Origin of the sequence: Janthinobacterium sp. 1_2014MBL_MicDiv (assembly GCF_001865675.1) — a bacterium.
In the GTDB taxonomy this organism is placed as follows: domain Bacteria; phylum Pseudomonadota; class Gammaproteobacteria; order Burkholderiales; family Burkholderiaceae_D; genus Janthinobacterium.
Genome location: NZ_CP011319.1, coordinates 4,754,256 through 4,776,228 on the forward strand (window position 1 = coordinate 4,754,256; position 21,973 = coordinate 4,776,228).

At 66.2% G+C, this 21,973-nt stretch carries 23 protein-coding genes; 14 read left to right on the plus strand and 9 right to left on the minus strand.

Annotated features, from left to right (window positions below; all coding sequences use genetic code 11):
- The first annotated feature begins 122 nt into the window (after positions 1–122).
- From fumC to YQ44_RS20520, 3 genes are all read left to right on the plus strand, one after another.
- The gene (fumC, locus tag YQ44_RS20510) at positions 123–1,517 is read left to right on the plus strand and encodes a class II fumarate hydratase (protein WP_071324961.1); all 1,395 of its coding nucleotides are present in this window, start codon (positions 123–125) and stop codon (positions 1,515–1,517) included.
- Between the two features lie 96 nt (positions 1,518–1,613).
- A complete protein-coding gene (locus tag YQ44_RS20515) occupies positions 1,614–1,835 on the plus strand; it encodes an RNA-binding S4 domain-containing protein (RefSeq protein WP_071324962.1) in 222 nt (73 codons plus the stop codon).
- A gap of 116 nt (positions 1,836–1,951) precedes the next feature.
- Entirely contained in the window at positions 1,952–2,236 is a 285-nt protein-coding gene (locus tag YQ44_RS20520) for a hypothetical protein (RefSeq protein ID WP_071324963.1), read from the plus strand.
- On the opposite strand, the gene bufB is transcribed toward YQ44_RS20520, so the two are convergent.
- The 8 genes from bufB to YQ44_RS20560 all read right to left on the minus strand — a co-directional run bounded on the left by bufB (position 2,237) and on the right by YQ44_RS20560 (position 10,092).
- Positions 2,237–3,892 (minus strand): MNIO family bufferin maturase, encoded by a 1,656-nt coding sequence (gene bufB, locus YQ44_RS20525; RefSeq protein ID WP_071324964.1) that lies wholly within the window; start codon positions 3,890–3,892, stop codon positions 2,237–2,239. It lies immediately after the preceding gene.
- Positions 3,893–3,912: 20 nt separating this feature from the next.
- Entirely contained in the window at positions 3,913–4,218 is a 306-nt protein-coding gene (locus YQ44_RS20530) for a BufA1 family periplasmic bufferin-type metallophore (protein ID WP_071324965.1), read from the minus strand.
- Between the two features lie 274 nt (positions 4,219–4,492).
- On the minus strand, positions 4,493–4,693 hold the full coding sequence (locus YQ44_RS20535) for a YjfB family protein (RefSeq protein WP_071324966.1): 201 nt from the start codon (positions 4,691–4,693) through the stop codon (positions 4,493–4,495).
- 69 nt (positions 4,694–4,762) lie between these two features.
- Entirely contained in the window at positions 4,763–5,287 is a 525-nt protein-coding gene (gene mobB, locus YQ44_RS20540) for a molybdopterin-guanine dinucleotide biosynthesis protein B (RefSeq protein WP_071324967.1), read from the minus strand.
- Positions 5,288–5,493: 206 nt separating this feature from the next.
- Positions 5,494–6,981, minus strand: a complete 1,488-nt coding sequence (locus tag YQ44_RS20545) for a phospholipase C (RefSeq protein ID WP_071324968.1) — start codon at positions 6,979–6,981, stop codon at positions 5,494–5,496.
- Between the two features lie 122 nt (positions 6,982–7,103).
- Entirely contained in the window at positions 7,104–7,838 is a 735-nt protein-coding gene (locus YQ44_RS20550) for a general secretion pathway protein GspB (protein ID WP_071324969.1), read from the minus strand.
- A gap of 1 nt (position 7,839) precedes the next feature.
- A complete protein-coding gene (locus YQ44_RS20555; protein WP_071324970.1) occupies positions 7,840–9,504 on the minus strand; it encodes an ExeA family protein in 1,665 nt (554 codons plus the stop codon).
- 63 nt (positions 9,505–9,567) lie between these two features.
- Positions 9,568–10,092, minus strand: a complete 525-nt coding sequence (locus tag YQ44_RS20560) for a hypothetical protein (protein ID WP_071324971.1) — start codon at positions 10,090–10,092, stop codon at positions 9,568–9,570.
- A 414-nt stretch (positions 10,093–10,506) separates the two neighbouring features.
- Here YQ44_RS20560 and YQ44_RS20565 point away from each other — a divergent pair, with 414 nt between their 5' ends.
- Positions 10,507–10,782: a hypothetical protein gene (locus tag YQ44_RS20565; protein WP_156894926.1), complete on the plus strand. Its 276-nt coding sequence runs from the start codon at positions 10,507–10,509 to the stop codon at positions 10,780–10,782.
- Between the two features lie 52 nt (positions 10,783–10,834).
- Here YQ44_RS20565 and YQ44_RS20570 read toward each other — a convergent pair whose 3' ends face one another.
- On the minus strand, positions 10,835–11,122 hold the full coding sequence (locus YQ44_RS20570; RefSeq protein WP_071324973.1) for a hypothetical protein: 288 nt from the start codon (positions 11,120–11,122) through the stop codon (positions 10,835–10,837).
- Positions 11,123–11,470: 348 nt separating this feature from the next.
- On the opposite strand from YQ44_RS20570, the gene YQ44_RS20575 reads away from it, so the two are divergent.
- From YQ44_RS20575 to YQ44_RS20620, 10 genes are all read left to right on the plus strand, one after another.
- Positions 11,471–12,343 carry a BadF/BadG/BcrA/BcrD ATPase family protein gene (locus YQ44_RS20575; RefSeq protein ID WP_071324974.1) on the plus strand — a complete coding sequence of 291 codons (873 nt, stop codon included), beginning with the start codon at positions 11,471–11,473 and terminating at the stop codon, positions 12,341–12,343.
- Position 12,344: 1 nt separating this feature from the next.
- On the plus strand, positions 12,345–13,079 hold the full coding sequence (locus YQ44_RS20580) for a GntR family transcriptional regulator (RefSeq protein WP_070282815.1): 735 nt from the start codon (positions 12,345–12,347) through the stop codon (positions 13,077–13,079).
- Positions 13,076–14,188: an N-acetylglucosamine-6-phosphate deacetylase gene (nagA, locus tag YQ44_RS20585; RefSeq protein ID WP_071324975.1), complete on the plus strand. Its 1,113-nt coding sequence runs from the start codon at positions 13,076–13,078 to the stop codon at positions 14,186–14,188. The genes YQ44_RS20580 and nagA overlap by 4 nt, the downstream gene beginning before the upstream one ends.
- Positions 14,178–15,191 carry an SIS domain-containing protein gene (locus tag YQ44_RS20590; protein ID WP_035825448.1) on the plus strand — a complete coding sequence of 338 codons (1,014 nt, stop codon included), beginning with the start codon at positions 14,178–14,180 and terminating at the stop codon, positions 15,189–15,191. The genes nagA and YQ44_RS20590 overlap by 11 nt, the downstream gene beginning before the upstream one ends.
- Positions 15,192–15,320: 129 nt before the next feature.
- Positions 15,321–16,580: an ABC transporter substrate-binding protein gene (locus YQ44_RS20595; RefSeq protein ID WP_071324976.1), complete on the plus strand. Its 1,260-nt coding sequence runs from the start codon at positions 15,321–15,323 to the stop codon at positions 16,578–16,580.
- A gap of 7 nt (positions 16,581–16,587) precedes the next feature.
- Positions 16,588–17,457, plus strand: coding sequence for a carbohydrate ABC transporter permease (locus YQ44_RS20600; RefSeq protein WP_071324977.1), 870 nt, complete (start codon positions 16,588–16,590; stop codon positions 17,455–17,457).
- Positions 17,458–17,470: 13 nt separating this feature from the next.
- The gene (locus YQ44_RS20605; protein ID WP_071324978.1) at positions 17,471–18,307 is read left to right on the plus strand and encodes a carbohydrate ABC transporter permease; all 837 of its coding nucleotides are present in this window, start codon (positions 17,471–17,473) and stop codon (positions 18,305–18,307) included.
- Positions 18,304–19,344 (plus strand): glycoside hydrolase family 3 N-terminal domain-containing protein, encoded by a 1,041-nt coding sequence (locus tag YQ44_RS20610; protein WP_071324979.1) that lies wholly within the window; start codon positions 18,304–18,306, stop codon positions 19,342–19,344. The genes YQ44_RS20605 and YQ44_RS20610 overlap by 4 nt, the downstream gene beginning before the upstream one ends.
- 33 nt (positions 19,345–19,377) lie before the next feature.
- A complete protein-coding gene (locus YQ44_RS20615; protein ID WP_071324980.1) occupies positions 19,378–20,721 on the plus strand; it encodes an MFS transporter in 1,344 nt (447 codons plus the stop codon).
- A 14-nt stretch (positions 20,722–20,735) separates the two neighbouring features.
- Entirely contained in the window at positions 20,736–21,869 is a 1,134-nt protein-coding gene (locus YQ44_RS20620; RefSeq protein WP_071324981.1) for an ABC transporter ATP-binding protein, read from the plus strand.
- The last annotated feature ends 104 nt before the right edge of the window (positions 21,870–21,973 follow it).

Consider the following 21,973-nt stretch of genomic DNA (forward strand, 5'->3'; position numbering starts at 1 on the left):
TAACGGCAGGAAATCGCAAAAATATAGACGGGCGCGAGCAAAATGATGCAATACAGCATCATCCTGTGCCTTTTTGGCGTCTGGAGTACACTCGATCCACCTCCATCGATGAAAGGGATGCCATGAGTAGCAGAATCGAACGCGACAGTTTCGGCCCGATCGACGTACCCGCCGACCGGCTTTGGGGAGCGCAAACGCAGCGCTCGCTCGAACACTTCCATATCTCCACGGAAAAGATGCCGCCCGAACTGATCGCCGCCCTGGCCACCGTCAAGCGCGCGGCCGCCCACGTCAACCTGGACTTGGGGCTATTGGACGGCAAGAAAGCCGTCGCCATCACGCAGGCGGCCGATGAAGTGCTGGCCGGCAAGCATGACGCCGAGTTCCCGCTGGCCGTCTGGCAGACAGGGTCTGGCACGCAAAGCAATATGAACATGAATGAAGTGCTGGCCAACCGCGGCTCCGAGCTGATCGGCGGCTTGCGCGGCGCCGAGCGCCTGCTGCACCCGAATGACGACGTCAACCTGGGCCAGTCCTCGAACGACATCTTCCCCACCGCCATCCATGTGGCCGCCGCGCTGGCCGTCGCCCACACGGTCTTGCCGCCGCTGCGCCAGCTGCGCGCCACGCTGGACGCCAAGGCGACGGAATTTGCCGACATCGTCAAGATCGGCCGCACCCATTTGCAGGATGCGACGCCGTTAACCCTGGGACAGGAATTCTCGGGCTATGTGGCGCAGCTGGACTTTGCCGAACACATCATCACGGCCTCGCTGCCGCCGCTGCTGCAGCTGGCCGCCGGCGGCACGGCCGTGGGCACGGGCTTGAATGCCCACGTGGAATTTGCCGGCCGCATCGCCGCGGAACTGGCGCGCCTGACGGGCCAGCCGTTTGCCACGGCCGACAACAAGTTTGCCGCGCTGGCCGCCCACGATGCCCTGGTCGCCGCCCATGGCGCGCTGAAAACCCTGGCCACGGCCCTGATGAAGATCGCCAACGATGTGCGCTGGATGGCCTCCGGCCCCCGCTCGGGCCTGGGCGAGATCACGATACCCGAAAACGAGCCGGGCAGCTCCATCATGCCGGGCAAGGTCAACCCGACCCAGTGCGAGGCGCTGACCATGCTGTGCTGCCAGGTGTTCGGCAACGACGTCGCCATCACTGTGGGCGGCGCCTCGGGCAATTTCGAGCTGAATGTCTTCAAGCCCTTGATCGCGCACAACTTCCTGCAAAGCGCGCGCCTGCTGGGCGACGGCATGCGCAGCTTCGACGCGCATTGCGCGCACGGCATCGCGCCGAACCGCGAGCGCATCGCCGAGCTGATGGAGCGCTCATTGATGCTGGTCACGGCGCTGGCGCCGCACATCGGCTACGACAAGGCGGCGCAAATCGCTAAACAGGCCCAGCATGAAGGCACGACCTTGAAGGAAGCGGCGCTGGCCCTCGGTTTTGTGACCGAGGAGCAATTCAGCGAGTGGATCGTGCCCTTGGCCATGACGCGCCCCAACAAAAGCTGAGGCCCAGCCCTGCATTGCTGGCGGCTTCAGGTAAACTATGGATTAGTTGAGGTTGTCATCAAGTGTTTAAAACACATCATTGCAATAAGGGATACAATGCAAAAAGTAAGCTTTGATTTAACATCCGAGTTCGTCGAGCTGAACCAGCTGCTCAAGCTGGTCGGCTTGTGCGACAGCGGTGGCGCAGGCAAGGTCATGGTCGATAGCGGCGTGGTGAAGGTCGATGGCAAGAAGGAATTGCGCAAGACCGCCAAGATCCGCAGCGGCCAGGTCGTCAGCGTGGGCGATATCCGCATCACGGTCGTCGGCCCTGCCTGATCCCGGCATGGGGCGCGCGAGCGGCCCCATGCTTCCGCCTACGCCTGCCCGGCTGCCTACGTCAAGCTGCAACTTCGCTATTGCCATATCTTTATCGATTGCGGAAGGGGAGCGCCATGGACCATCCCGAACAAGGCACGCGCAGCCAGGAACGCCTGATCGGCGACTTGCGCCAGGTCATCGAGAACGCGGAAGAATTGCTGCGCAATACAGACAAATACACAAGCAGCCTGTACCAGAACGCGCGCGCCAAGCTGGAATTGGCTCTCGTGGCTGCTACTGCCGAACTTGCCCGTTTCGAGGAAGAGCAAGTGACGCGCATGATGGACGCCACCCTGGCCGCGAACGCCCTGTACCGTGACCAGACGGGCGAAGCGCGCCTGCTGCGCGCCTTCGATTAATCAGCGCCAAGCGGACGCCATGTCCGTCAGCACCGCATGCGCCAGCCACAGGCGCAGCTGCGCGCCCAGGTCGAACGCCTCGTCCAGCCCGAAGGCGGCGTCGAGCGCGGCGCCGAACGTCAGCCCCTGCTGCAATGCCAACAAGGCCGCATGCGCGGCCCCATCCAGCGCCAGCACCTGCGCCTTCCAGCGTGGACGGCAGACGAGCGCATGGCTGGCCATCTGCATTTCCTGCGGGAACACGCCTTCCCCCTCTCCTGCCTGATGCGCCTGCCACAGGGCCGGCACTTGCCAGCGCGACGCCAGCAAGGTGCAGGCCGGATGCAGGGCAAAACGGCGCGACTCCAGCTGTTCCGGCCCCAGGTCCGCCAGCGCCTGTGCCGGCACGCCCTGCGCGTCCGGCGCGTAATGGGCCAGGTGCAGCGCCCACTCGAGGCGCGCCATGTCCGGCAGGTAAGGCAAGTGGGCCACATGGGGGAAGCTGGCAAGGAAGTCCGCGAAACGGGCGCCAAACTGGTGCAGATCGGGACTGTCGGATGGATGTTGCCGGCCATAGGCGCGCGCCAGGCCGCCAAAGAACTCCTCGCCCACCAGCGCCAGCACGACGGGATATGCATGGCCCAGGGCGCGGCGCCAGGTGGCAGTGAGATTGCCACGGTACAAGGCCAAACGCCCTGCCGCTGCCTCGCCCTGGCATTGCTGCAATACGGCCGGGCTGCGCGCCGCATCGAACAGGGCCGCGGCAAACGCTTGCTGGCTGCCGGCCAGCGCGTCCGGCGAAACGGGCGCCAGCGGTGATGCCGGCGCCTGTCCTTGCCATGGCGCCGGCGGCCGCTGCCGCGCCAGCATGGCTTCGGCCTTGGCCGCCTCGCCCAGCAGGACATCGAGCGCGGGCAGGTCCGTGTCCCATTCGATCAAGGTCGGCACGGCGCCGAAGCGCTGCAAGGCGGCCGCATACAGATCCCAGACCGGCCCGGCAACGGGCGCGCCATGGTGGTCGATCACGGCTTGCGGCGTCACCAGGTGGCCGGCCAGATGCAGCTCGCCCACGCTGCCAGGCGCGATCGCCTGCATGGCCATCAAGGCATCTTCGCCGTGGTTGCACTGGTTCACATACAGGTTATTGATATCGAGCAGCAAGCCGCAGCCAGTGCGGCGCGCCAGTGCGGCCAGGAATTGCGCCTCGCTCATGGCATCGTCGCGAAAACGCACATACGTCGAGACATTCTCCAGCAAGATCGGCCTTTTCAGCACATCCTGCACGCGCCCTACCCGCTCGCACAGCAAGTCCAGGGCCGCCTTGCTCAAGGCCAGCGGCAGCAGGTCATTGAGTTGCTGCTGCGCCACGGCACCCCAGCACAGGTGTTCCGACACGAGGGCCGGCTCGATGCGTTCCACCACGGCGCGCACGCGCTGCAGGTGCGCGTCGGAAAAGCCGCGCGCCGAACCGAGGCCCAGGCCCACGCCATGCAGGCTGACGGCGTAGTCCTGGCGCAAGGCGTGCAGCACATGACTATCCCAACCCGACGGCTGCAGATAATTTTCGGTATGCACTTCCAGCCAGCCGACGCGGGGCCGGCGCTCGAGGAAGTCGCGGTAGTGGGCAACGCGCAAGCCGACGCCCACGCCGGCAAGAGCATGGGCGGGCTGCGTCATGGCGCTGCTGCCTGGAAAACTTATGACTGCTCGGCTGGCGCGGCCGGCTTCACTGCCTTGATCGGCTTCATCGAGCCGCCCGCCTGTTCGCACGTGCCCTTGGCAACATACGCCCATTCCGTGGGCAGGTTATCGGCCGGGGCCTGGCCTGCGCACGAGTGCGCGCCATCGGAAGAGGCGCAGTCATTCTGCCCCGCCTTTGCCACGCCGTAGCATTTTTCCTTGTCGCCACTGGTGGCGGGCGCATCATGCGCGGCCACGCTGGCGGTGGTGCCGGCGCAGATGCCTGCCAGGGCGGCGGCGATGAGGGCTTGACGTGTATTCATGGGAAATCCTCTTGCGTGGGTCAAAGTAATCGAAAAGTCAGGGCACGCCCCAGGCTGCGCAATCGGCAACGCGGAGGCTATGCACGTCATTTTACTGAATCGGCCGCGCCATGGCGAACAATGGTAATTTTATCAATGCAAGATGAGGCCAGCAGGGAGGAAAAACAAGGAAGGATGGTGTTTACATCAAAAAAACACATGACAACGCCCACGCGCCACCGTCGGCAACGGTAGCGTGGACAAGACGGGCGCCGCGATGGCGCCGGGACGACGCTCAGGCCGTCGTATTGATGCGGTTACCGAGGTGCGCTGGCAAGTTCGCTGCCGATTGCACTGGCGGCAAGGCTTGCAGCAAGGCAGTCGCGGTCGAGCTTTGAATATCCTGGGCTTTTTTCAGGACAGTCAGGCCGACGGCTTGGCGCGTACCGGTCTCCGCCATCGTGGTTGACAGTTGAGCAATGCTTCCGACGTCCATACGTTTCTCCAATGAGGTTCTACCAGTATTAACGGATAGCGATGGGAAACCTTTAGCTGATCGTGAACCTTATTTTTGCAGCCGCTGCAATATCCACGCGAGCACCAGTTCGCGCGCATTCAAGTCCAGCCACTGCACGCCGGCGCGCAAGTCGGCCGGCGCGGGGCTGTCCGACGCCACGGCGATCACATGCGGGTCATGCGGATACAGAGGCGCCTGCCCCACTTCCGGGCGGAATATCTCCAGCTTGGCGATCGGGTCCGTCTTGAAGCCTTCCACCAGGGTCAGGTCTGCCGGTCCCATGCGGGCCAGCTGCTGCGCCAGGCTCGGCTCAGGCGCGCCGCGCAACTCATGCACGATGGCAAAGCGGTATGGCGACGCCACCAGCACTTCCGCCGCGCCCGCCATGCGCAGGCGGGCGCTGTCCTTTTGCGGCGGTTCCAGCGCCAGGTCGTGGTGGCTGTGCTTGACCAGATTGACGCGCAAGCCGCGCGCCGCCATTTCCTTCACCACAAATTCCAGCAGGGTCGTCTTGCCGCTACCGGAACGGCCGATCACACCGAGTACCGGGTGCGCGGGCATCGCATCGTGCATGGGGGTGTCCTTGATTGAGTATGGCTCATTATACGCAGCGCCACCGGCGCGATGGTCCGGCATCGGTGCCAGGCATTGCACAGGTCAAGCAAAGCCGTATTGCCCAATCAATTACTCAGTCAATTACTCAATCAATCAGCTCTTCTTCCTCCCCGTTCAGGCGCCAGCCCTGCCATCGTCACCGGCCCCGTGCCGGCGGGCCGCCCCTAGCCGCGCCGCCCGCCTCCCTGCTTGCCAGGCGATGCCCCCTGCGGCGTGCCGCCATCGGTGCCCTGCCGCCTGCGCCGGCCCGCCGGCTGCGTCGCCGGCTTGCCATGCGCCGCCAGCGCATTCCTGGCCGTGCGCGCCAATTGCCGATGGGCAGCAATCGCCCCCGCCTCCGTATCGGACAGGAGCGGCGCGGCGGGACCGGCGGGGCCGGCAGAAGCCGCGCCTCCCGCGCCATTCGCCGCGGGCCGGCCTGCCGGCGCGGGCGCGGCGAAATCCTGCCGCCGCACGTCGTCTTCCCATTGCGCGCGCTGCGCCAGCACCGTGGCCGGCACGGCGGGCGGCGGCCGCGCCTGCGCCAGGCCCAGCACTTCGCCCAGGCCGCTGGCGGCCGCCACGCGCGCGCCCATGTCGGGCAAGCCGCCAGCGTCGCTGCGGCAAAAGCGCTGCAGGATGGTCTTGATGATGGACGTGTGGTCGAACACCTGGTGGCAGACGCTGCCGGGCGCGATCAGCGGCGACACCAACAGCATGGGCACGCGCACGCCGTACTGGCGAAACGCGGGATCGTCGTCGACGGCGACGGGCGGCGGTACATGGTCGAAGAAGCCGCCGTGCTCGTCGTAACTGAGGATCAGCAAGGTACGCGCCCAGGCGGGCCCGTGCGCCAGCGCCTGGTACACCTGCGCCACCAGCGCCTGCCCGGCGCGGATATCGGCCGGCGGATGGTCGTCGTTGGCAAAGAAATGCGGGTCGATCCAGCTGACGGCCGGCAAGGCGCCCGCCAGCGCATCGCCGATGAAGCCATAGCGGCGCTGGCTGGAGCCGAACGGTTCGTAAAATTCGGACGAACGGTAATGGTCGTCCGTCAGGGCCAGGCTCCACGGCTTCCAGGCCGAGTAAAACTTCCAGCTGACGAGGGCGCGCTCGAGGTGGCGCACGAATGATTTGTTCGCATACAGGGGCACGCGCTTGCTGTCCTTGCTGCCGGCCGCCCTGCCGCTGACGGCATACAGGCGGTTGGGCCAGGTCGCGCCCGGCACCGAGCTGTAGCAGCGGTCGCAGACGCAAAACTGGCGCGCGAGGAAGTCGTACATGGGCAGGTCGGCCCCGTTGTAGTAGCCCATCACCAGGTCGATGTCGGGGTCGCCCGGATGCGTGTGCACATAGTCGTCGACGAAGCCGCCGTTATTGTTCTGCAATTGCTGCGCCACCGACATGCCCGTGTGCGACGGATCCTGCGATGCATCGAAAGCCGTGCGCCGCAGGCGGTGCACGCGATACGTGACGCCCGCGTGCACATTCGCATGGCTGGCCCGCAAGCCGTCGATATCGTCGCGCCCGCCTTCCAGGCTCAGGTAGCCGAGCATGTGGTCGAAGGAACGGTTTTCCATCATCAGCACGACGATATGTTCGATGCGCGTCAGGTTTCCCAGCGGATGGACGCCACCATCGTCAGCACCGTCATCAACAGCAGCAGCACTCATCGAAACTCCCGGAACTCCCCGGCCACGCACACAGGCGCGGCGACTCTGGTTCGACCGGCCCCGGCCGGCAGGGTTCGGCCAGCGATGCCTGCGTTTGATCTACAACAAGAAATGCGTGGCGATCAATACGGTACGCGGTAGCGGTAGCCCTTGAAGCTGAAAATGGCCGCCTTGGGCTGCAGCTTTTCCAGCACCAGGCCAGGCGCCAGTTCCTCGCCCTCGTGGCGCAGTACCTTGTCGATCAGCAACAAGCGGTCGGCCGGATTCTTCGAATAGATATAGCCGCCGATGGCGATGGCGGGAATCTGCCGCTGTATCGGCTCGGGCAAGTCGCGCATGCCAGGCACGGCCTCGTCCGATGCAGGCGCTGGCGTGGCCACGGCCACAGGCGCCGGCGCCGCGACGGGAGGTGGAGCTGCCGCGGCGACGGGCGCAGGCGGCGCCTCGGCCCTGGCCGGCGCTTCCCGCTTCGGCTCGGCCATGGGTGCGGCCACGACAGCGGCACGCGGCAGCGGCGCGGCAGCGGCGGGCGACGGCACCGGTTCGGATACGGCCACAGGCGCGGGGGCGGCAACGGGCGCCACGGCCGCGACGGACAGCGGCGCCGCAAGCGGCGCAGGCGCGGTGGCAACGGCTGGCGCCGGTGTCGGCGCGACTGCCTGCCACGGCCGCCACCACAGCAGTGCGGCAGCCACGGCCACCGTCACGCCGCCCAGCGCCAGCCAGGCGGGCAGGCGCCGGGAACGCACACCTGCCGCGGCGGCCTGCAGCTGCACTTGCGGCGCGTGGATCGTGGGCAACTCGCCCAGCTGGCGCTCGGCCTGCGATTTTTTCAGTGCTTCGAGTATGTAGGACATCTTATTTTCCCGCCACCATCGCCGTCGCGGCAGGCGCTGCCACGGCAGGAGCCGCGGCGGACAGGCGCGGCTCCGAGTTGTCGCCCAGTTGCATCAGGCGCATGAAAGTTTTCGGTCCCGCCAGGCCATCGGCCTTCAGGTTCTGGCTTTGCTGGAAGTCGCGCAGCAGGCGCTGCATCTCGGCGTCGAGCGGCACGCTGGCGGCCGGCGCGGGCAAGCCGTGCAATTGCGCCAGGCGTTGCGCCAGCCAGTCCACGTCGGCGCCGCGGGCGCCCATCGGCACCTCGTCGCGCCAGTTGCGCGGGGCGCGCCAGAACGTCGTGAAGCTGCCGTCGCTGCGCTGCGCCAGCTGGGCCAGCGGAAGGCTCTGCTGCTTGCCGTCGAGCGACACGGTTGCCGTCTCGCCGCGCAGCTGGGTCAGCAGCGCCAGTTGCTCCACGCCGGCGGCATCGCGCAGCGCCAGCATGGCGGGACGGTCCAGCACGCGCAGTTCGGCGATGCCGCCCCGGCTGTGCAGGCAGCGCAAGCCGGCCCTGGCGCCCGCCTGGCAGGCGTCGCCGGCCGGCAAGTGCTCGCCCCACAGGGCGGCCAGCTGGCGCAGCACGGCATTGCGGTCAGGCACGCTGGCAGGCGCGGGCGTGGGCGTGGATGCAACCGTCACGGCGGACGCGGCCGGCGGCGCTGCGGCCACGGCCGGTGCGACCACAGCCGGTGCGGCCACGGCCGGCGCCGGTGCGCCGGCGCGCGGCATGAAATGCCAGGCCAGCGCGGCCGTCACCAGCGCACCGGCCAGCACGCCGCCCGCCACCTGCGGCCAGCGCAAGCCAGCCGGACGCGTCGGCGCGCCGGCAGCCGCTTCGGCAAACACTTCATCGGCGGCGCGGCGCAGGATCTGGCGCGTCACTTGCGGCTGGTTTTCCACGTAGGCGCCCAGCAGCGCGCGGTCGCACAGCAGGTTGATGCGGCGCGGCACGCCATGGCTCAAGGCATGGATCTGCGCCATCAGGCGCGGCGCGAACGGCGTCTGCGCCGTGTTGCCGGCCACGGCCAGGCGGTGGTGAATATAGCTGGCCGTCTCGCCGGCCGTCAGCGAGCCGAGGTGGTAGCGGGCGATCACGCGCTGGGCCAGTTGCTCGAGCTCGGGCCGGGCCAGCATGGCGCGCAATTCCGGCTGGCCGATGAGGATGATCTGCAGCAGCTTGCGCTCGCTCGTTTCCAGGTTCGTCAGCAGACGCAGTTGCTCGAGCACGGCGGCGGACAGGTTTTGCGCTTCGTCAATGATCAGCACATTGTTCTTGCCCTGCGCATGGCTGGCCAGCAGATGTGCATTGATGGCGTCGACATAGCCTTTCACGCTGGACACGCCAGGCGCCAGGGCAATGCGGAATTCCTCGCAGATCGAGTGCAGCAATTCCTCGACGGACAGCTTCGGATTGAAGATGTAGGCGAGCTGGCAATTGTCGGGGATCTGCTCCATGAAGCAGCGGCAGACGGTGGTCTTGCCGGCGCCGATTTCGCCCGTCAGCAGCACGAAGCCGCCGCCGCTGCCGACGCCGTACAGCAGGTGCGCGAGCGCCTCGCGGTGGCGTTCGCTCATGAACAGGTAGCGGGGATCGGGAGCGATCGAAAACGGTGACTGCTTGAGCTGGAAATAATGCGTGTACATGGAGACCCTGCGGATGGAACGATCAATATGCGTACGGCAAGCAAGCGCGGCAAGCGGCGACGCTCACCGGGTGTGCGCGGGCGGCAATGGCTTGTATTTGGCGCAATAGACTTTTGCCTTGCTGCGGAAGTACACGATTTTACTGCCAGGCACGGAGCCGCGGACGGGAAATGCGGAATTATCGAGTTTATTAAAACGCAAGCCCGACGCGCCGCGGATGGCCGGCTCCAGCTTTTCCGGCGTCGTGTCCGCCACCACGCCCATGAAGACGAGGGGGCTGGTGTCGTCGCTGACGATCACGTCGGTAATGGGCGCGCCCCACAGGCTGGCGTCCGTGCGGAACCAGTAGGCGCCCCCTTCATGCTTGTAGGCGGGACCGAAGGCCGTCAGCAGATACGCATAGAAAGCCTTGTTGTCGATCTGGTCGATGCACAGCACGGCATTGCCCACCACCTGGCCAAACGTGGACGGCGGCGGTTTCTGCTGCGCCAGCACGCGGGACGCGGGCGCGCCAACGGCCAGCACGGCGCACGCCGCCAGCAGGGCTGGCCAGCGCCATGGACGCGACGGCAAACGGCGCGCGCGCATGCTTAACGCTTGCGCTCTTCTTTCTTGACCTTCTTGGCTTCCTTCTTCTCTTTCATGCTCTTGGCCGGTTCCTTCTTGCTTTCTTTCTTGCTGTCCTGTGCCTTGCTCATTATCTACTCCATGCCTGGGCGGGGATGCCGCAACCATTATGACACCGCCCCATGAAAATGCCACGTCATTTCCCCCATGCAATAGACCGGCCCCGGCAAGCGCGCGCACTGCATGCGCTTATTTGCAAAAAGACGTAGGCATTTTCATTTTATTATGTTTTAATACACGCAATTTATAAAAAGATATCATTCGGTGCGGTACGAGCGGCACCGGAGGCAAGCATACAAACTGGGGACAGGACATGGGCCGGCATGCGGCGCGCCCATGAGGTTCAACGCACAGCCCTCGGCAGAAATACACAATATGATGAGAACAATGATCGTGCTGGGCGCAGCCCTGTCGCTATGGGCCGCTGGCAACGCGCATGCGGCGGATGCGCCGCCAGGCCGCTACGCCGCCTACCCGGCGATACCGGCCGCGCTGACCGCGCGCCTGGCCTATTTCCAGCCGCACGCGGATCTGCGCGTGCCCACCCCGTATGAACCGAGCACGCATTCGCTGCTGCTGGTCGCCATCGGACTGCTGGGCTTGCGCATGCAGGCGCGCACACGCAACGAAAAATTCCAGCCGCTGACGTAAAAACAGCCGCGCAAGGCGGCTGATCCGGCAAGCGCAGGCGCTTGTCTCTTGTTTAGTGCAGGCACAGACGGCGGCGCGTCTTTTCGATCAGCGCCGCATCGTACGGATACAGGTTCTCGATAAAGAACAATTCCGTTTCCGCCTCATCTTCCAGGCACATCTCCAGCATCACCGGGCCATCGCTTTCGCGTCCCAGGAAATCCTTCGGCCAGCGGTTCTTGCGGTGCGTGCGCATCATTTCCATGCCCAGCGCGGCCAGCGGCGCCGACACGCCAGCGGCCAGCGCCTCTTGCTGCCAGTCGTCCCAATACGCGCTCTTTGCTGCCTTGTCGTTCATCATGCTCTTCCAACTCAGGTGTAAAAGGCGGACTCTACTCTTGATGGCGGCCCTTGCCAAGCATGCGCGCAAGCAATATAAGCGGGCCGGACGCAGACCAGCGGGAGAAAATTGGCATTAAACAAGGCCAATTTCAATACCATTCGCAACACACAAAAAACCCTGTATTAACAATGACTTGGCAATGGCATCTCAGGCATGATGTGGCGTTCCCCGCAGCATTTATTAATACCACTTAAATACCTGTTGACAAGCCATCGAGGCAACAATATAGTGCCTTCAGCTTTTTCGCCGCCCGACAAATAAAAAAACGAGACAGGCGTCATCAACCATAAGCCGGACTGCATACACATGATCGAATACATAATCGGCGTCGACGGCGGGGGCAGCGGTACCCGTGTACGCCTGGCGCGCCTGGACGGCCAGGAACTGGCGCAGGGGCAAAGCGGCCCTTCCGGCCTGGGACTGGGCATCGACCGCGCCTGGGCCTCCGTGGCGCACGCCGTCACCCTGGCCTTCCGCGCCGCCGGCCTGGAACAGCCTTCCTTGCAACGCATGGCCATCGGCCTGGGCCTGGCCGGCGTGCACAACAAGCAGTGGGCCGCCAGCTTCGTCGACCACAATCCCGGCTATGCCGCCGTGGCGCTCGAATCGGACGCCTTGACCACCCTGCTGGGCGCGCATGCGGGCCAGCCGGGCGCCATCGTCGCCATCGGCACCGGCAGCGTGGGCGAAGTGCTGCACGCGGACGGCAGCCGCCATGAAGTGGGCGGCTGGGGCTTCCCCTCGGGCGATGAGGCGGGCGGCGCCTGGATCGGCATGCGCGCCATCAACCACGCGCAGCAGGTGGTCGATGGCCGCGTGCCCGGCAGCGCCTTCGCCACGGCCGTCATCGACGCCTGCGGCGGCCAGCGCGACGCCATGCAGGTGTGGCTGGCGGCCGCCAGCCAGACCACTTTCGCGCAGCTGGCGCGGCTGGTGCTCGAACACGCGGCCAGCAATGCCGTGGCCCATGGCATCCTGGTCGACGCGGGCCGGCAGATCGCCCTCATCGCCAGGGCGCTCGATCCGGCCGGCACCTTGCCGGTGGCCCTGTGCGGCGGCCTGGCGGCGCCCCTGTCGGCCTACCTGCCGGCGGAACTGTTGAAACTGGTCGTGCCGGCACAGGGCGACTCGGCCGCAGGCGGCCTGCGCCTGATACGCACGCACTTGCGGGAGCAATGACATGCTAGCCAAACTGTCGGCCTTCAAACCCAATCCGGCCAGCGACACGCCGCTCTACATGCAGTTGGCGAACATGCTGTCGGACGGCATCGCCAGCGGCGACTGGCGCGCCAACCAGGCCCTGCCCTCCGAGCGCGTGCTGTCGGACATCCTCGAAATCTCGCGCGTCACGGCGCGCAAGGCCATCGACATGCTGTGCGACCGGGGCATGCTGACGCGCAAGCGCGGTTCAGGTACCTACATCACGCCCAAGCTGGAGCAGCCGCTGTCGCGCCTGACCAGCTTTTCGGAAGAATTGCGCCAGCGCGGGTTTACGGCCGGCTCGCGCTGGCTGCAGCGCGACATCGGCGCGGCGGCGCCGCTGGAACTGCTGTCGCTGGGCCTGTCGCCGCACATGCCGGTGGCGCGCCTGCGCCGCTTGCGCACGGCCGACGAAGTGGTGATGGCGATCGAAACGACCACCATCCCCGCGCTGTACATGCCGGACCCGCAGCAGGTGACCGATTCGCTGTACGGCTACCTGGAGTCGCGCGGCACCATCCCGATGCGCGCGCTGCAGCATATCCGCGCCGTCAACGCCACGGCGGAACAGGCCAAGCTGGCCAATATCAAGACGGGTGAAGCCATGCTGCACATCACCCGTGTCAGTTATCTCGACAACGGCGCAGCGGTGGAACTGACCCACTCGTATTGCCGCAGTGATTATTATGAATTCGTAGCGGAGTCGCGCAGATGAGCAGCACTATCAAAGGCAATATCCTTACCCCAGGTGGCTGGATCCACGGCGCCATCGCCTTCGGCGAGCGCGTGGACAGCATCGAAGGCAGTTCCATCCACCCGTCGCAGAACAGCGACGACTACATCCTGCCCGGCTTCATCGACCTGCACGTGCATGGCGGCGCCGGCAAGGACATCATGGAAGGCGGCGAAGCCGTCTACACCATCGCGGCCATCCATGCGCGCCACGGCACCACCAGCCTGCTGGCCACCACCATGACGGCGCCGCCGGAAGACATCGACATGGCGCTGACGGCCATCGGCGCCGCCGCCAAGGACCGCCGCCCGAACACGGCGCGCGTGCTGGGCGCCCACCTGGAAGGCCCGTACATCAATTCCGGCAAGCTCGGCGCGCAGCCGAACTACGCGCGCGCCGCCACGCTGGCCGAAATCGAGCGCCTGCAAACGCTGGCCAAGCTGCGCGTCATCACCGTGGCGCCGGAAATCGCCGGCCACCTGGAACTGGTGCGCGCATTGGCCGACGCCGGCGTGCGCGTGCAGATCGGCCACACGCTCGGCTCCTATGAAGACGGCGTGGCCGCGCTGGAACACGGCGCCATGGGCTTCACGCACCTGTTCAACGCCATGAGCGGCCTGCACCACCGCGAGCCGGGCATGGTCGGCGCCGCCCTGGCGCACGCCGAATACGCCGAACTGATCCCCGACCTGCTGCACGTGCATCCGGGCGCCATCAAGGTGGCCCTGCGCGCCATCCCGCGCCTGTACTGCGTCACCGATTCGACCGCCGCCACCGGCATGCCGGACGGCGAATACATGCTGGGCCGCCACGCCGTGCAGAAATGCATGGGCGGCGTGCGCCTGCCCGACGGCACGCTGGCGGGCAGCACCCTGACCCTGGACCAGGCGCTGCGCAACCTGGTGGGACTGGGGCTGGACCTGGCCGACGCGTCCAAGCGCGTGTCGACCAACGCCGCCGATTACCTGGGCCTGGAAGAACGCGGCCGGCTGGCCCCCGGTACTTACGCCGATCTGGTGGTACTCGATCGCGATCTCAAACTCAAAGCTGTGTATATAGAAGGAGAAATCTGTGACCTCAATGATGCTTAAAGAAGCCATTTCCGCCGCCGAATGCGTCGCCCTGCAACTGGCCAGCGACACGGAACGCTACGCGGAACTGGGCCGCAAATTGAGGAGCACCTCGTTCTCGACCGCGCTGACCATCGCGCGCGGCAGCTCCGACCACGCCTGCAACTACGTCGCCTACCTGATCATGGCACGCCTGGGCCGCGTCGTGGCGTCCCTGCCGATGTCGCTGGTAACCCTGAACAAGTCGCCGCTGGTGACGCGCGACACGCTGGCCATCTCGATCTCGCAATCGGGCCAGAGCCCGGACGTGGTCGAACCGATCCGCTACTTCCGCGACGGCGGCGCCACCACCGTGGCCCTGGTCAACGATATCGAGTCGCCGCTGGCGCACGCCGCCGAATGGGCCATGCCCCTGCGCGCCGGCAAGGAACAGAGCGTCGCCGCGACGAAAAGCTTCATCACCAGCCTGGTCGCCGGCGCGCGCATGGTCGCCCAGTGGCAGAACGACCCTGAACTGCAGGCGGGCCTGGAAGCGCTGCCCGAAGCGCTGCTCGAGGCGACCCGCGTCGACTGGTCGCCCGCCATCGACGTGCTGGCGCCGGCGCGCAACATCATGGTCGTGGGACGCGGCATCAGCTTCCCCGTGGCGCTGGAAGCGGCGCTGAAATTCAAGGAAACCTCGGCCCTGCAGGCGGAAGCCTTCAGCGGCGCCGAGATCAAGCACGGCCCGATGGCCCTGATCGAAGACGGCTATCCGCTGCTGATTTTCGCCACGCGCGGCCCGACGCAAGCCGGCCTGCTGCAACTGGCCACGGAAATGCGCGGCCGCGGCGCCAAGGTCCTGCTGGCGGCGCCGGCCGACGTCGCCGAACGCGACCTGACCCTGCCCGTGGCGGCCACGCCGGATCTCGACCCGATCGTCGCCATCCAGTCCTTCTACGTGATGGCGGCGAAACTGTCGGCCGCGCGCGGCATGGACCCGGACGCGCCGCGTCACCTGAGCAAGGTCACCAAAACGAACTAGCAGGCAGTACCCGGCAGCGGCCCCCGGCACGGGGCGGCCGCCGGCAGCAGCACGAATATAAGCGACGGCAAGGGCATGTACCCGCGCCGCGGACTCATAGACATTGGAGCCTTGCGCTCCAGGATAAACATGACGATCAAGAGACTGTTGGCGGTTGTTGCCTGTGCGGGCCTGCTCGCGCCGCAGGCATGGGCTGTCGAGAAAATCGAATTCTGGACCTTCAGCATGAAGCCCAAGTTCACGCCGTATTTCAATGCGGTGGTGGCGCGCTATGAGGCGCAGAATCCCGACGTCAAGATCGAATGGATCGACTTCCCGTGGGACGTTATCCAGACCAAGCTGGTCACGCGCATCGTGGCCGGCACGCCGCCCGCGCTGGTCAGCCTGAACGTGCCCTGGGCCGATGAATATGCGCGCGACGGCCTGCTCACGCCCGTCGACGCGCTGCTCGGCGAGGCGCGCGCCAGCTACATTCCCAGCGCCCTGGCAGACCTGCGCTTCAAGGGCCGCACCTACGGCTTCCCCATGTACAGCAATGTCGCGGTGATCGCCTTCAATACCGCCATCTTCAAACAGGCAGGCCTCACGCGCGGCCCCGCCAGCCTCGACGAGCAGCTGGCGTTTGCGCGCCAGATCGCGCAGCGCACGGGCAAGGCCGGCATCGCCCCGGCGCTGTCGAAGATCGACGGCCTGTTCATGCAGCAGGGCCTGGCCGTCATCACCGACAACCGCGCCGTCTTCAATTCGCCGCAGCACGTGGCGCTGGTGCAGAAGCTGGCCGACACCTACAAGGTGGGCGGCCTGCTGAAGGAAAGCCTGTTCGCCGAAGACAATTTCCCGGCCGTAATCGACGCCTACAAGGGCGGGCGCCTGGGCATGCTGCTGGCGCCGCCCACGGCCATGCAGCGCATCCGCGGCGACGCGAAAGACATCTACGCCATCACCGACGTGGCGCCGGCGCCGCTGGGTCCCACCGGCATCGCCGACGGCGGCTGGCTGGTGCACTTCGCCATTCCGAAAGGCGTGCCGGTGCGCCTGCTGCCCTCGGTGGGCAAGTTCGCGCGCTTCCTGACGAACGACGACAACCAGCTGGCCTTCGCGCGCCAGGCCAGCGTCTTTCCCACCACCGTCAGGGCGGCCGCCGATCCGTTCTTCCTCGCCACGCCGCAGAACGCGGGCGCCGCCGAAAAGGCGGTGGCCGCCGGCGCCATGTCGATGAACCATTCGCGCACCCTGTACGTGGCCGGCATCGACGACTACGACGAATTGCGCCGCTCGCTGGTGAAAGCCGTCGAGGCGGGCGTGACGGGCAAGCAGGATGTGAAGCAGGCGCTGGACCAGGCCGTCGCCATCTGGAACCGCAAGCTGGCCACCCTGCCGCGCCACTAAGGACACCATGAAACTCGCCCACCGCCACACCCTGCAAGCCTGGCTGTTCCTCGCCCCGGCCCTGCTGCTGCTGGCCGCATTTTCCTTCTGGCCCGTCGGCTACGGCTCCGTGCTGGCGTTCACCGACTACAGCCTGATACGCGAGACGCGCTTCGTCGGCCTCGATAATTTCCGCTACATCTTCAACAACGAGATGTTCGTCTCCGGCCTGAAGAATTCGCTGATGTTCCTGCTGATGGTGCCCTTCGTGCAGGTGGGCGCCATCACGCTGGCCGTGCTGGTCAACAACCGCCTGCCCGGCATCCGCCTGTTCCGCGCCGCCTTCTACGTGCCGGTGGTGACCACCGTTTCCGTGGTCGGCATCATGTGGGGCTTCATGTTCCACGAACAGGGCGCGCTGAACTACGTGATGATGACGCTAAGGCTGGTGAACGCGCCCGTGGGCTGGCTGTCGAACGACAGCCTGGCCCTGTTTGCCGTGATGTTCGTCACCCTGTGGCGCGGCCTGGGCTGGTACATGGTGATGTACCTGGCGGCCCTGCAGTCGATCCCGTCGGACATGCAGGAAGCGGCCATGCTCGATGGCGCCAGCCGCTGGCAGCGCTTCTGGAAGATCACCGTGCCGATGCTGCGCCCGACCATCATGCTGTGCTCCATCCTGTCCGTGCTGGCGGCCCTGAAGGCGTACCAGGAAGTCGACGTGCTGACCCAGGGCGGTCCGATGAATTCCACCTTCACGGCGCTGTACTACGCCTACGACCAGGGCCTGAAACACTTGAAACTGCCGCGCGCGCTGGCGGCCAGCTTCATCGTCTCGCTATTTTGCATCGGCATCGCCCTGCTGTGCCTGCGCTACCTCAAACCGAAGCACCGCTGACAGGGGACTGACCATGAAAACCCGTTCCCGCCCCCTGAAAACCCGCCTGCAGATACTGGGCCACTATGCCGTGCTGTGCGCGATCGCCGTCGTCTGCGTCTTCCCGTTCTGGTGGACGCTGGTGACGGCCATCTCCACGGAAGGCAATATCTTCGCCTTCCCGCCCACCTTCTGGCCGAAGGCGCCATCGCTGGAGAACTTCGTCGAAGTGTTCAACGCGATTCCCATCTGGTCGTTCTTCAAGAACTCGGTGCTGATCGCCGTGTTGACCGTGTTCTGGAAACTGCTGCTGTGCTCATTGGCCGCGTATCCGCTGGCGCGCCTGAAATTCCGCGGCCGCAAGCTCGTGTTCGGCCTGATCCTCGCCACCCTGGTGCTGCCGTCCGAAGTGAACTTCCTCGTCAACTTCATCACCATCACGCAAATGAGCCTGGTCGATACCTACACGGGCGTGATCCTGCCCAACGTGGTGACAGCCGTGGCCATTTTGCTGCTCAAGCAGGCGTTCGAGGAAGTGCCGCAGGACCTGATCGACGCGGCACGCGTGGATGGCGCCTCCGAGTGGGTCATCTTCAGCCGCATCATGCTGCCGCTGATCACGCCGTGGCTGGCCACCGTCGGCATCCTGACGGCCGTCGAATCGTGGAACGAATACATCTGGCCGTCCATCGTCATGAGCAAGCCCGATGAATTCCCGCTGTCGGTCGGCGTGCTGTATTTGCGCGGCACTTTCGGCAGCAGCACGCGCGTGATCGCGGCCGGCACCCTGATCACCATCGTGCCGACCCTGCTGGCATTCCTGTTTACCCAGCGCTTCTTCATGCGCGGCATGGACGGCGCCGTCAAATGAGCGCCGCCATCGCCACCGACCTGCGCCTGCTCGCCGGGCAGCTGCTGATGACTGGCATCGCCGGCAGCGAGCTCGATGCGGCCACGGCGCAGTGGCTGCTGCAGAACGGCTTGCGCGCCGTCTGCCTGCGCGCGGACAACATCGTCGACAAGGCGCAGCTGGCGCGCCTGACGACGGACTTGCGGCGCGTGCTGGGACCGCGGGCCCTGATCGCCATCGACACGGCAGCCTATCCGGCCTGGTTGCCCCAGCCCCCGAGCGCCATGGCCCTGAGCACCGTTGGCGATGCGGAACTGGCCAACGGCACGGGCGCGGCGACGGCGCGCGGCCTGCGCGCGCTCGGCGTCAACTGGCTCTTCGCGCCCCTGCTCAAGCTGGACGCGGCCGGCAACGACGCGCCGGCGGCGGCGCACGCATTTGGCGGCGACCCGGCGCAAGCCACGGCCATGACCCTGGCCTGGATGGCGGGCTGCCAATCCGAGGGCGTCGCCTGCTGCGCCAGGCTGTACCTGCCGCAGCAGGCGGCCGGTACAGCCCTGCCCAGCGTCGACAAGACCCGCTCGCAACTGGAGGAGCACGACTTCGTGCCCTTCCGCCAGGCTGCCGCGCATGCGGCCTCGATGATGAGCGCGCACGTGTCCTACCCCGCCCTCGATGCGCAGCTGCCCGTCAGCCTGTCGCACGCGGTGATGCACGGCCTGCTGCGCAAGCAGTGGGGCTACGGCGGGGTGCTGATCACGCCCGGCATCGACGCGCACGGCGTCGACGTCAGTGCGCGCGCGCTGGCCGCTGGCGCCGACATGGCCCTGCTGCCCGATGCGGCGCGCCTGCCGGCCGCCCTCGACGCCGTCGGCGCCGCGCTGGCGTCCGGCGCGCTGCCGCTGCAGTCGGCCGGCGTGCGCCTGCAGCGCCTGGCGGCCATGGCCGAACGCTATCCGGCCGGCGCCGGACTGTATGCGCAGGAGGCGGCCGACCGCATCGTCATGGCCGAGGCCAGGCGCTGCTGCCAGAGCACGGCGCCCTTGCCCCCGAATTAAACCGCACTTTCAAGACGACCCGAGGAAGCATCCATGAACGACAAGAGCAGCAACAGCATCAGCAGCAGCGGCGCCCGCAGCCCGATTTCCTGGGTTCCCACGCTGTACTTCGCCCAGGGCCTGCCGTTTTACGCGGTGGCCCTGGTGGCCGGCCTGATGTTCAAGAGCCTGGGCGTGCCGAACGACCAGATCGCCCGCTGGACGGGCCTGATCGGCTTTGCCTGGGTCTTCAAGTCGCTGTGGAGTCCCTTCCTCGAACTGGCGTCGAGCAAGAAGGCCATGGTGGTGCTGTTCCAGTTCCTCGGCGGCCTGAGCCTGGGCCTGATCGCGCTGGCCCTGCAAACGCCGCTGTGGTTCGCCGCCTGCGTGGCCGTGCTGTTCGTCGCCGCGCTGGCGTCCTCGACGCACGACATCGTCTGCGACGGCCTGTATATCGCCAGCCTGTCCGACAAGCAGCAGGCCGCCTACGCGGGCTGGCAGGGCGCCTTCTTCAATGCGGGCAAGTTCATCTCGCTGGGCGGCCTGGTGATCCTGGCCGGCTACCTGGAAAAAAATATCGGCGTCAAGCCTGCCTGGTCGGTGATCTTCCTCATCATCGGCGCCATGATGCTGTCGCTGGCCGCCTACCATCTGTGGTCGCTGCCGCAGGTGCGCAACGTGGCCGTGGCCGACAAGAGCGTGGCCGGCATCAGCCGCACCCTGTGGGACGTGCTGGTGGACTTCCTGAAAAAGCCCGGCATCTGGGGCATGATCGCCTTCATCATCCTGTTCCGCGCCGGCGAGGCGCAAGTGCAGACCATCGGCCCGCTGTTCCTGCGCGAAGCGCGCGAACTGGGCGGCCTGGGCCTGTCGACGACGGAAGTGGGCGCCGTGTACGGCACGGCCGGCACCGTCGCCTTCCTGCTGGGCAGCATCGGCGGCGGCTACTTCACTTCCTGGCTGGGATTGAAACGCGCCATGCTGTTCCTGATCCTGGCCATGAATTTACCGAACCTGGTGTTCTATTACCTGAGCCACAGCATGCCGACCGACCTGGCGCTGATCACGGCCGCCCTCAGCGTGGAGATGTTCGGCTATGGCTTCGGCTTCGTCGGCCTGATCCTGTTCATGATGCAGGTGGTCTCCGTGGGCAAATACCAGACGGCCCACTATGCGTTCGCCACCGGCGTGATGCAGCTGGGCTTCGTGCTGTTCAAGATGATCAGCGGCGACATCCAGACGGCGCTCGGCTACAAGACCTTTTTCCTGTGGGTGCTGGTGTCGGCCGTGCCGGTCCTGATCCTGTCGCGCTTCATGCGCATCGGTCCGAAAGACCCCGCCGACCAGCCCGACCTGAGCAAGGCCGATTCCCCGCCGGCACCGGCCAACGCCAGCTAGGATAGAACCACTTCATGGCACATATCGTTTTAAAGAATATCGTCAAGCTGTACGACGACAAGCACCCCGTCATCCACGGCATCGACCTCGATATCGGCGACGGCGAATTCGTCGTCTTCGTGGGGCCGTCCGGTTGCGGCAAGTCCACCCTGCTGCGCATGATCGCCGGCCTGGAAGACATCACGGACGGCGAGCTGCACATCGGCGGCAAGCTGGCCAACGATATCGCCCCGGCCGAGCGGGGCCTGGCCATGGTCTTCCAGAGCTACGCCCTGTATCCGCACATGACCGTGTTCGAGAACATGGCGTTCGCCCTGAGCCTGGCCGGCCACAAGAAAGCGGACGTGCGCGCCGCCGTCGAACGCGCGGCCGACATCCTGCAGATCACGCCTCTGCTCAAGCGCAAGCCCAAGGACCTGTCGGGCGGCCAGCGCCAGCGCGTGGCCATCGGCCGCGCCATCGTGCGCAAGCCGCAAGTGTTCCTGTTCGACGAGCCGCTGTCGAACCTGGACGCCTCGCTGCGCGTGCAGATGCGCGTGGAAATCTCGCGCCTGCACCAGGAGCTGAAGACCACCATGATCTATGTCACGCATGACCAGGTCGAGGCGATGACCCTGGGCGAGCGCATCGTCGTCTTCAATGGCGGGCGCATCGAGCAGGTGGGCAGCCCGCACGCGCTGTACAACAATCCCGGCAACCTGTTCGTGGCCGGCTTCCTCGGCGCGCCGAAGATGAACTTCATCGCCTGCGTAGCCGTCGCCAGCGGTCCCGGCACGGTGGCCGTGCGCCTGCCCGGCGGCGCCGTGATCGAGGTCGAGGCCAGCGGCGAGGCCGTGGCGCCGGGCGACCCGCTGACCCTGGGCGTGCGCGCCGAGCATGTCAGCCTGCGCAGCAATGGCAATGCGGGCGACAACGTGGTCGATGCGGCCGTCAGCCACGTCGAATACCTGGGCGACGTGGCCATCGTCTACGCCAGCATGCCGGGCGTGGCCGAGATGCTGGCCGTCAAGCTGCCGGCCGAGGATGGCTTGCGCCAGGCGGGCGATGCCATGCGCCTGCACCTGCCGCCGCAGCGCTGCCTGCTGTTCGATGCCGCAGGGCAAGCACTGGCGCGCACGTTTGCCGCACCAGCCCAGCCGTTTATGTGACAATAGCCGCTGTTTATCATGCCGCCGCCCTTGGCCTTATGCGGGCGGAATGGCAGAATGTGCGTTTTTTAAGATTCCCTGCCCCTTTGCGATGCCGCCGCGCG

Excerpts from the sequence above, each read along its gene's own strand:
- fumC (WP_071324961.1), top strand. The coding sequence starts at position 123 with ATGAGTAGCAGAATCGAACGCGACAGTTTCGGCCCGATCGACGTACCC.
- YQ44_RS20515 (WP_071324962.1), top strand. The coding sequence starts at position 1,614 with ATGCAAAAAGTAAGCTTTGATTTAACATCCGAGTTCGTCGAGCTGAAC.
- YQ44_RS20520 (WP_071324963.1), top strand. The coding sequence starts at position 1,952 with ATGGACCATCCCGAACAAGGCACGCGCAGCCAGGAACGCCTGATCGGC.
- bufB (WP_071324964.1), bottom strand. The coding sequence starts at position 3,892 with ATGACGCAGCCCGCCCATGCTCTTGCCGGCGTGGGCGTCGGCTTGCGC.
- YQ44_RS20530 (WP_071324965.1), bottom strand. The coding sequence starts at position 4,218 with ATGAATACACGTCAAGCCCTCATCGCCGCCGCCCTGGCAGGCATCTGC.
- YQ44_RS20535 (WP_071324966.1), bottom strand. The coding sequence starts at position 4,693 with ATGGACGTCGGAAGCATTGCTCAACTGTCAACCACGATGGCGGAGACC.
- mobB (WP_071324967.1), bottom strand. The coding sequence starts at position 5,287 with ATGCACGATGCGATGCCCGCGCACCCGGTACTCGGTGTGATCGGCCGT.
- YQ44_RS20545 (WP_071324968.1), bottom strand. The coding sequence starts at position 6,981 with ATGAGTGCTGCTGCTGTTGATGACGGTGCTGACGATGGTGGCGTCCAT.
- YQ44_RS20550 (WP_071324969.1), bottom strand. The coding sequence starts at position 7,838 with ATGTCCTACATACTCGAAGCACTGAAAAAATCGCAGGCCGAGCGCCAG.
- YQ44_RS20555 (WP_071324970.1), bottom strand. The coding sequence starts at position 9,504 with ATGTACACGCATTATTTCCAGCTCAAGCAGTCACCGTTTTCGATCGCT.
- YQ44_RS20560 (WP_071324971.1), bottom strand. The coding sequence starts at position 10,092 with ATGCGCGCGCGCCGTTTGCCGTCGCGTCCATGGCGCTGGCCAGCCCTG.
- YQ44_RS20565 (WP_156894926.1), top strand. The coding sequence starts at position 10,507 with ATGATGAGAACAATGATCGTGCTGGGCGCAGCCCTGTCGCTATGGGCC.
- YQ44_RS20570 (WP_071324973.1), bottom strand. The coding sequence starts at position 11,122 with ATGATGAACGACAAGGCAGCAAAGAGCGCGTATTGGGACGACTGGCAG.
- YQ44_RS20575 (WP_071324974.1), top strand. The coding sequence starts at position 11,471 with ATGATCGAATACATAATCGGCGTCGACGGCGGGGGCAGCGGTACCCGT.
- YQ44_RS20580 (WP_070282815.1), top strand. The coding sequence starts at position 12,345 with ATGCTAGCCAAACTGTCGGCCTTCAAACCCAATCCGGCCAGCGACACG.
- nagA (WP_071324975.1), top strand. The coding sequence starts at position 13,076 with ATGAGCAGCACTATCAAAGGCAATATCCTTACCCCAGGTGGCTGGATC.
- YQ44_RS20590 (WP_035825448.1), top strand. The coding sequence starts at position 14,178 with ATGATGCTTAAAGAAGCCATTTCCGCCGCCGAATGCGTCGCCCTGCAA.
- YQ44_RS20595 (WP_071324976.1), top strand. The coding sequence starts at position 15,321 with ATGACGATCAAGAGACTGTTGGCGGTTGTTGCCTGTGCGGGCCTGCTC.
- YQ44_RS20600 (WP_071324977.1), top strand. The coding sequence starts at position 16,588 with ATGAAACTCGCCCACCGCCACACCCTGCAAGCCTGGCTGTTCCTCGCC.
- YQ44_RS20605 (WP_071324978.1), top strand. The coding sequence starts at position 17,471 with ATGAAAACCCGTTCCCGCCCCCTGAAAACCCGCCTGCAGATACTGGGC.
- YQ44_RS20610 (WP_071324979.1), top strand. The coding sequence starts at position 18,304 with ATGAGCGCCGCCATCGCCACCGACCTGCGCCTGCTCGCCGGGCAGCTG.
- YQ44_RS20615 (WP_071324980.1), top strand. The coding sequence starts at position 19,378 with ATGAACGACAAGAGCAGCAACAGCATCAGCAGCAGCGGCGCCCGCAGC.
- YQ44_RS20620 (WP_071324981.1), top strand. The coding sequence starts at position 20,736 with ATGGCACATATCGTTTTAAAGAATATCGTCAAGCTGTACGACGACAAG.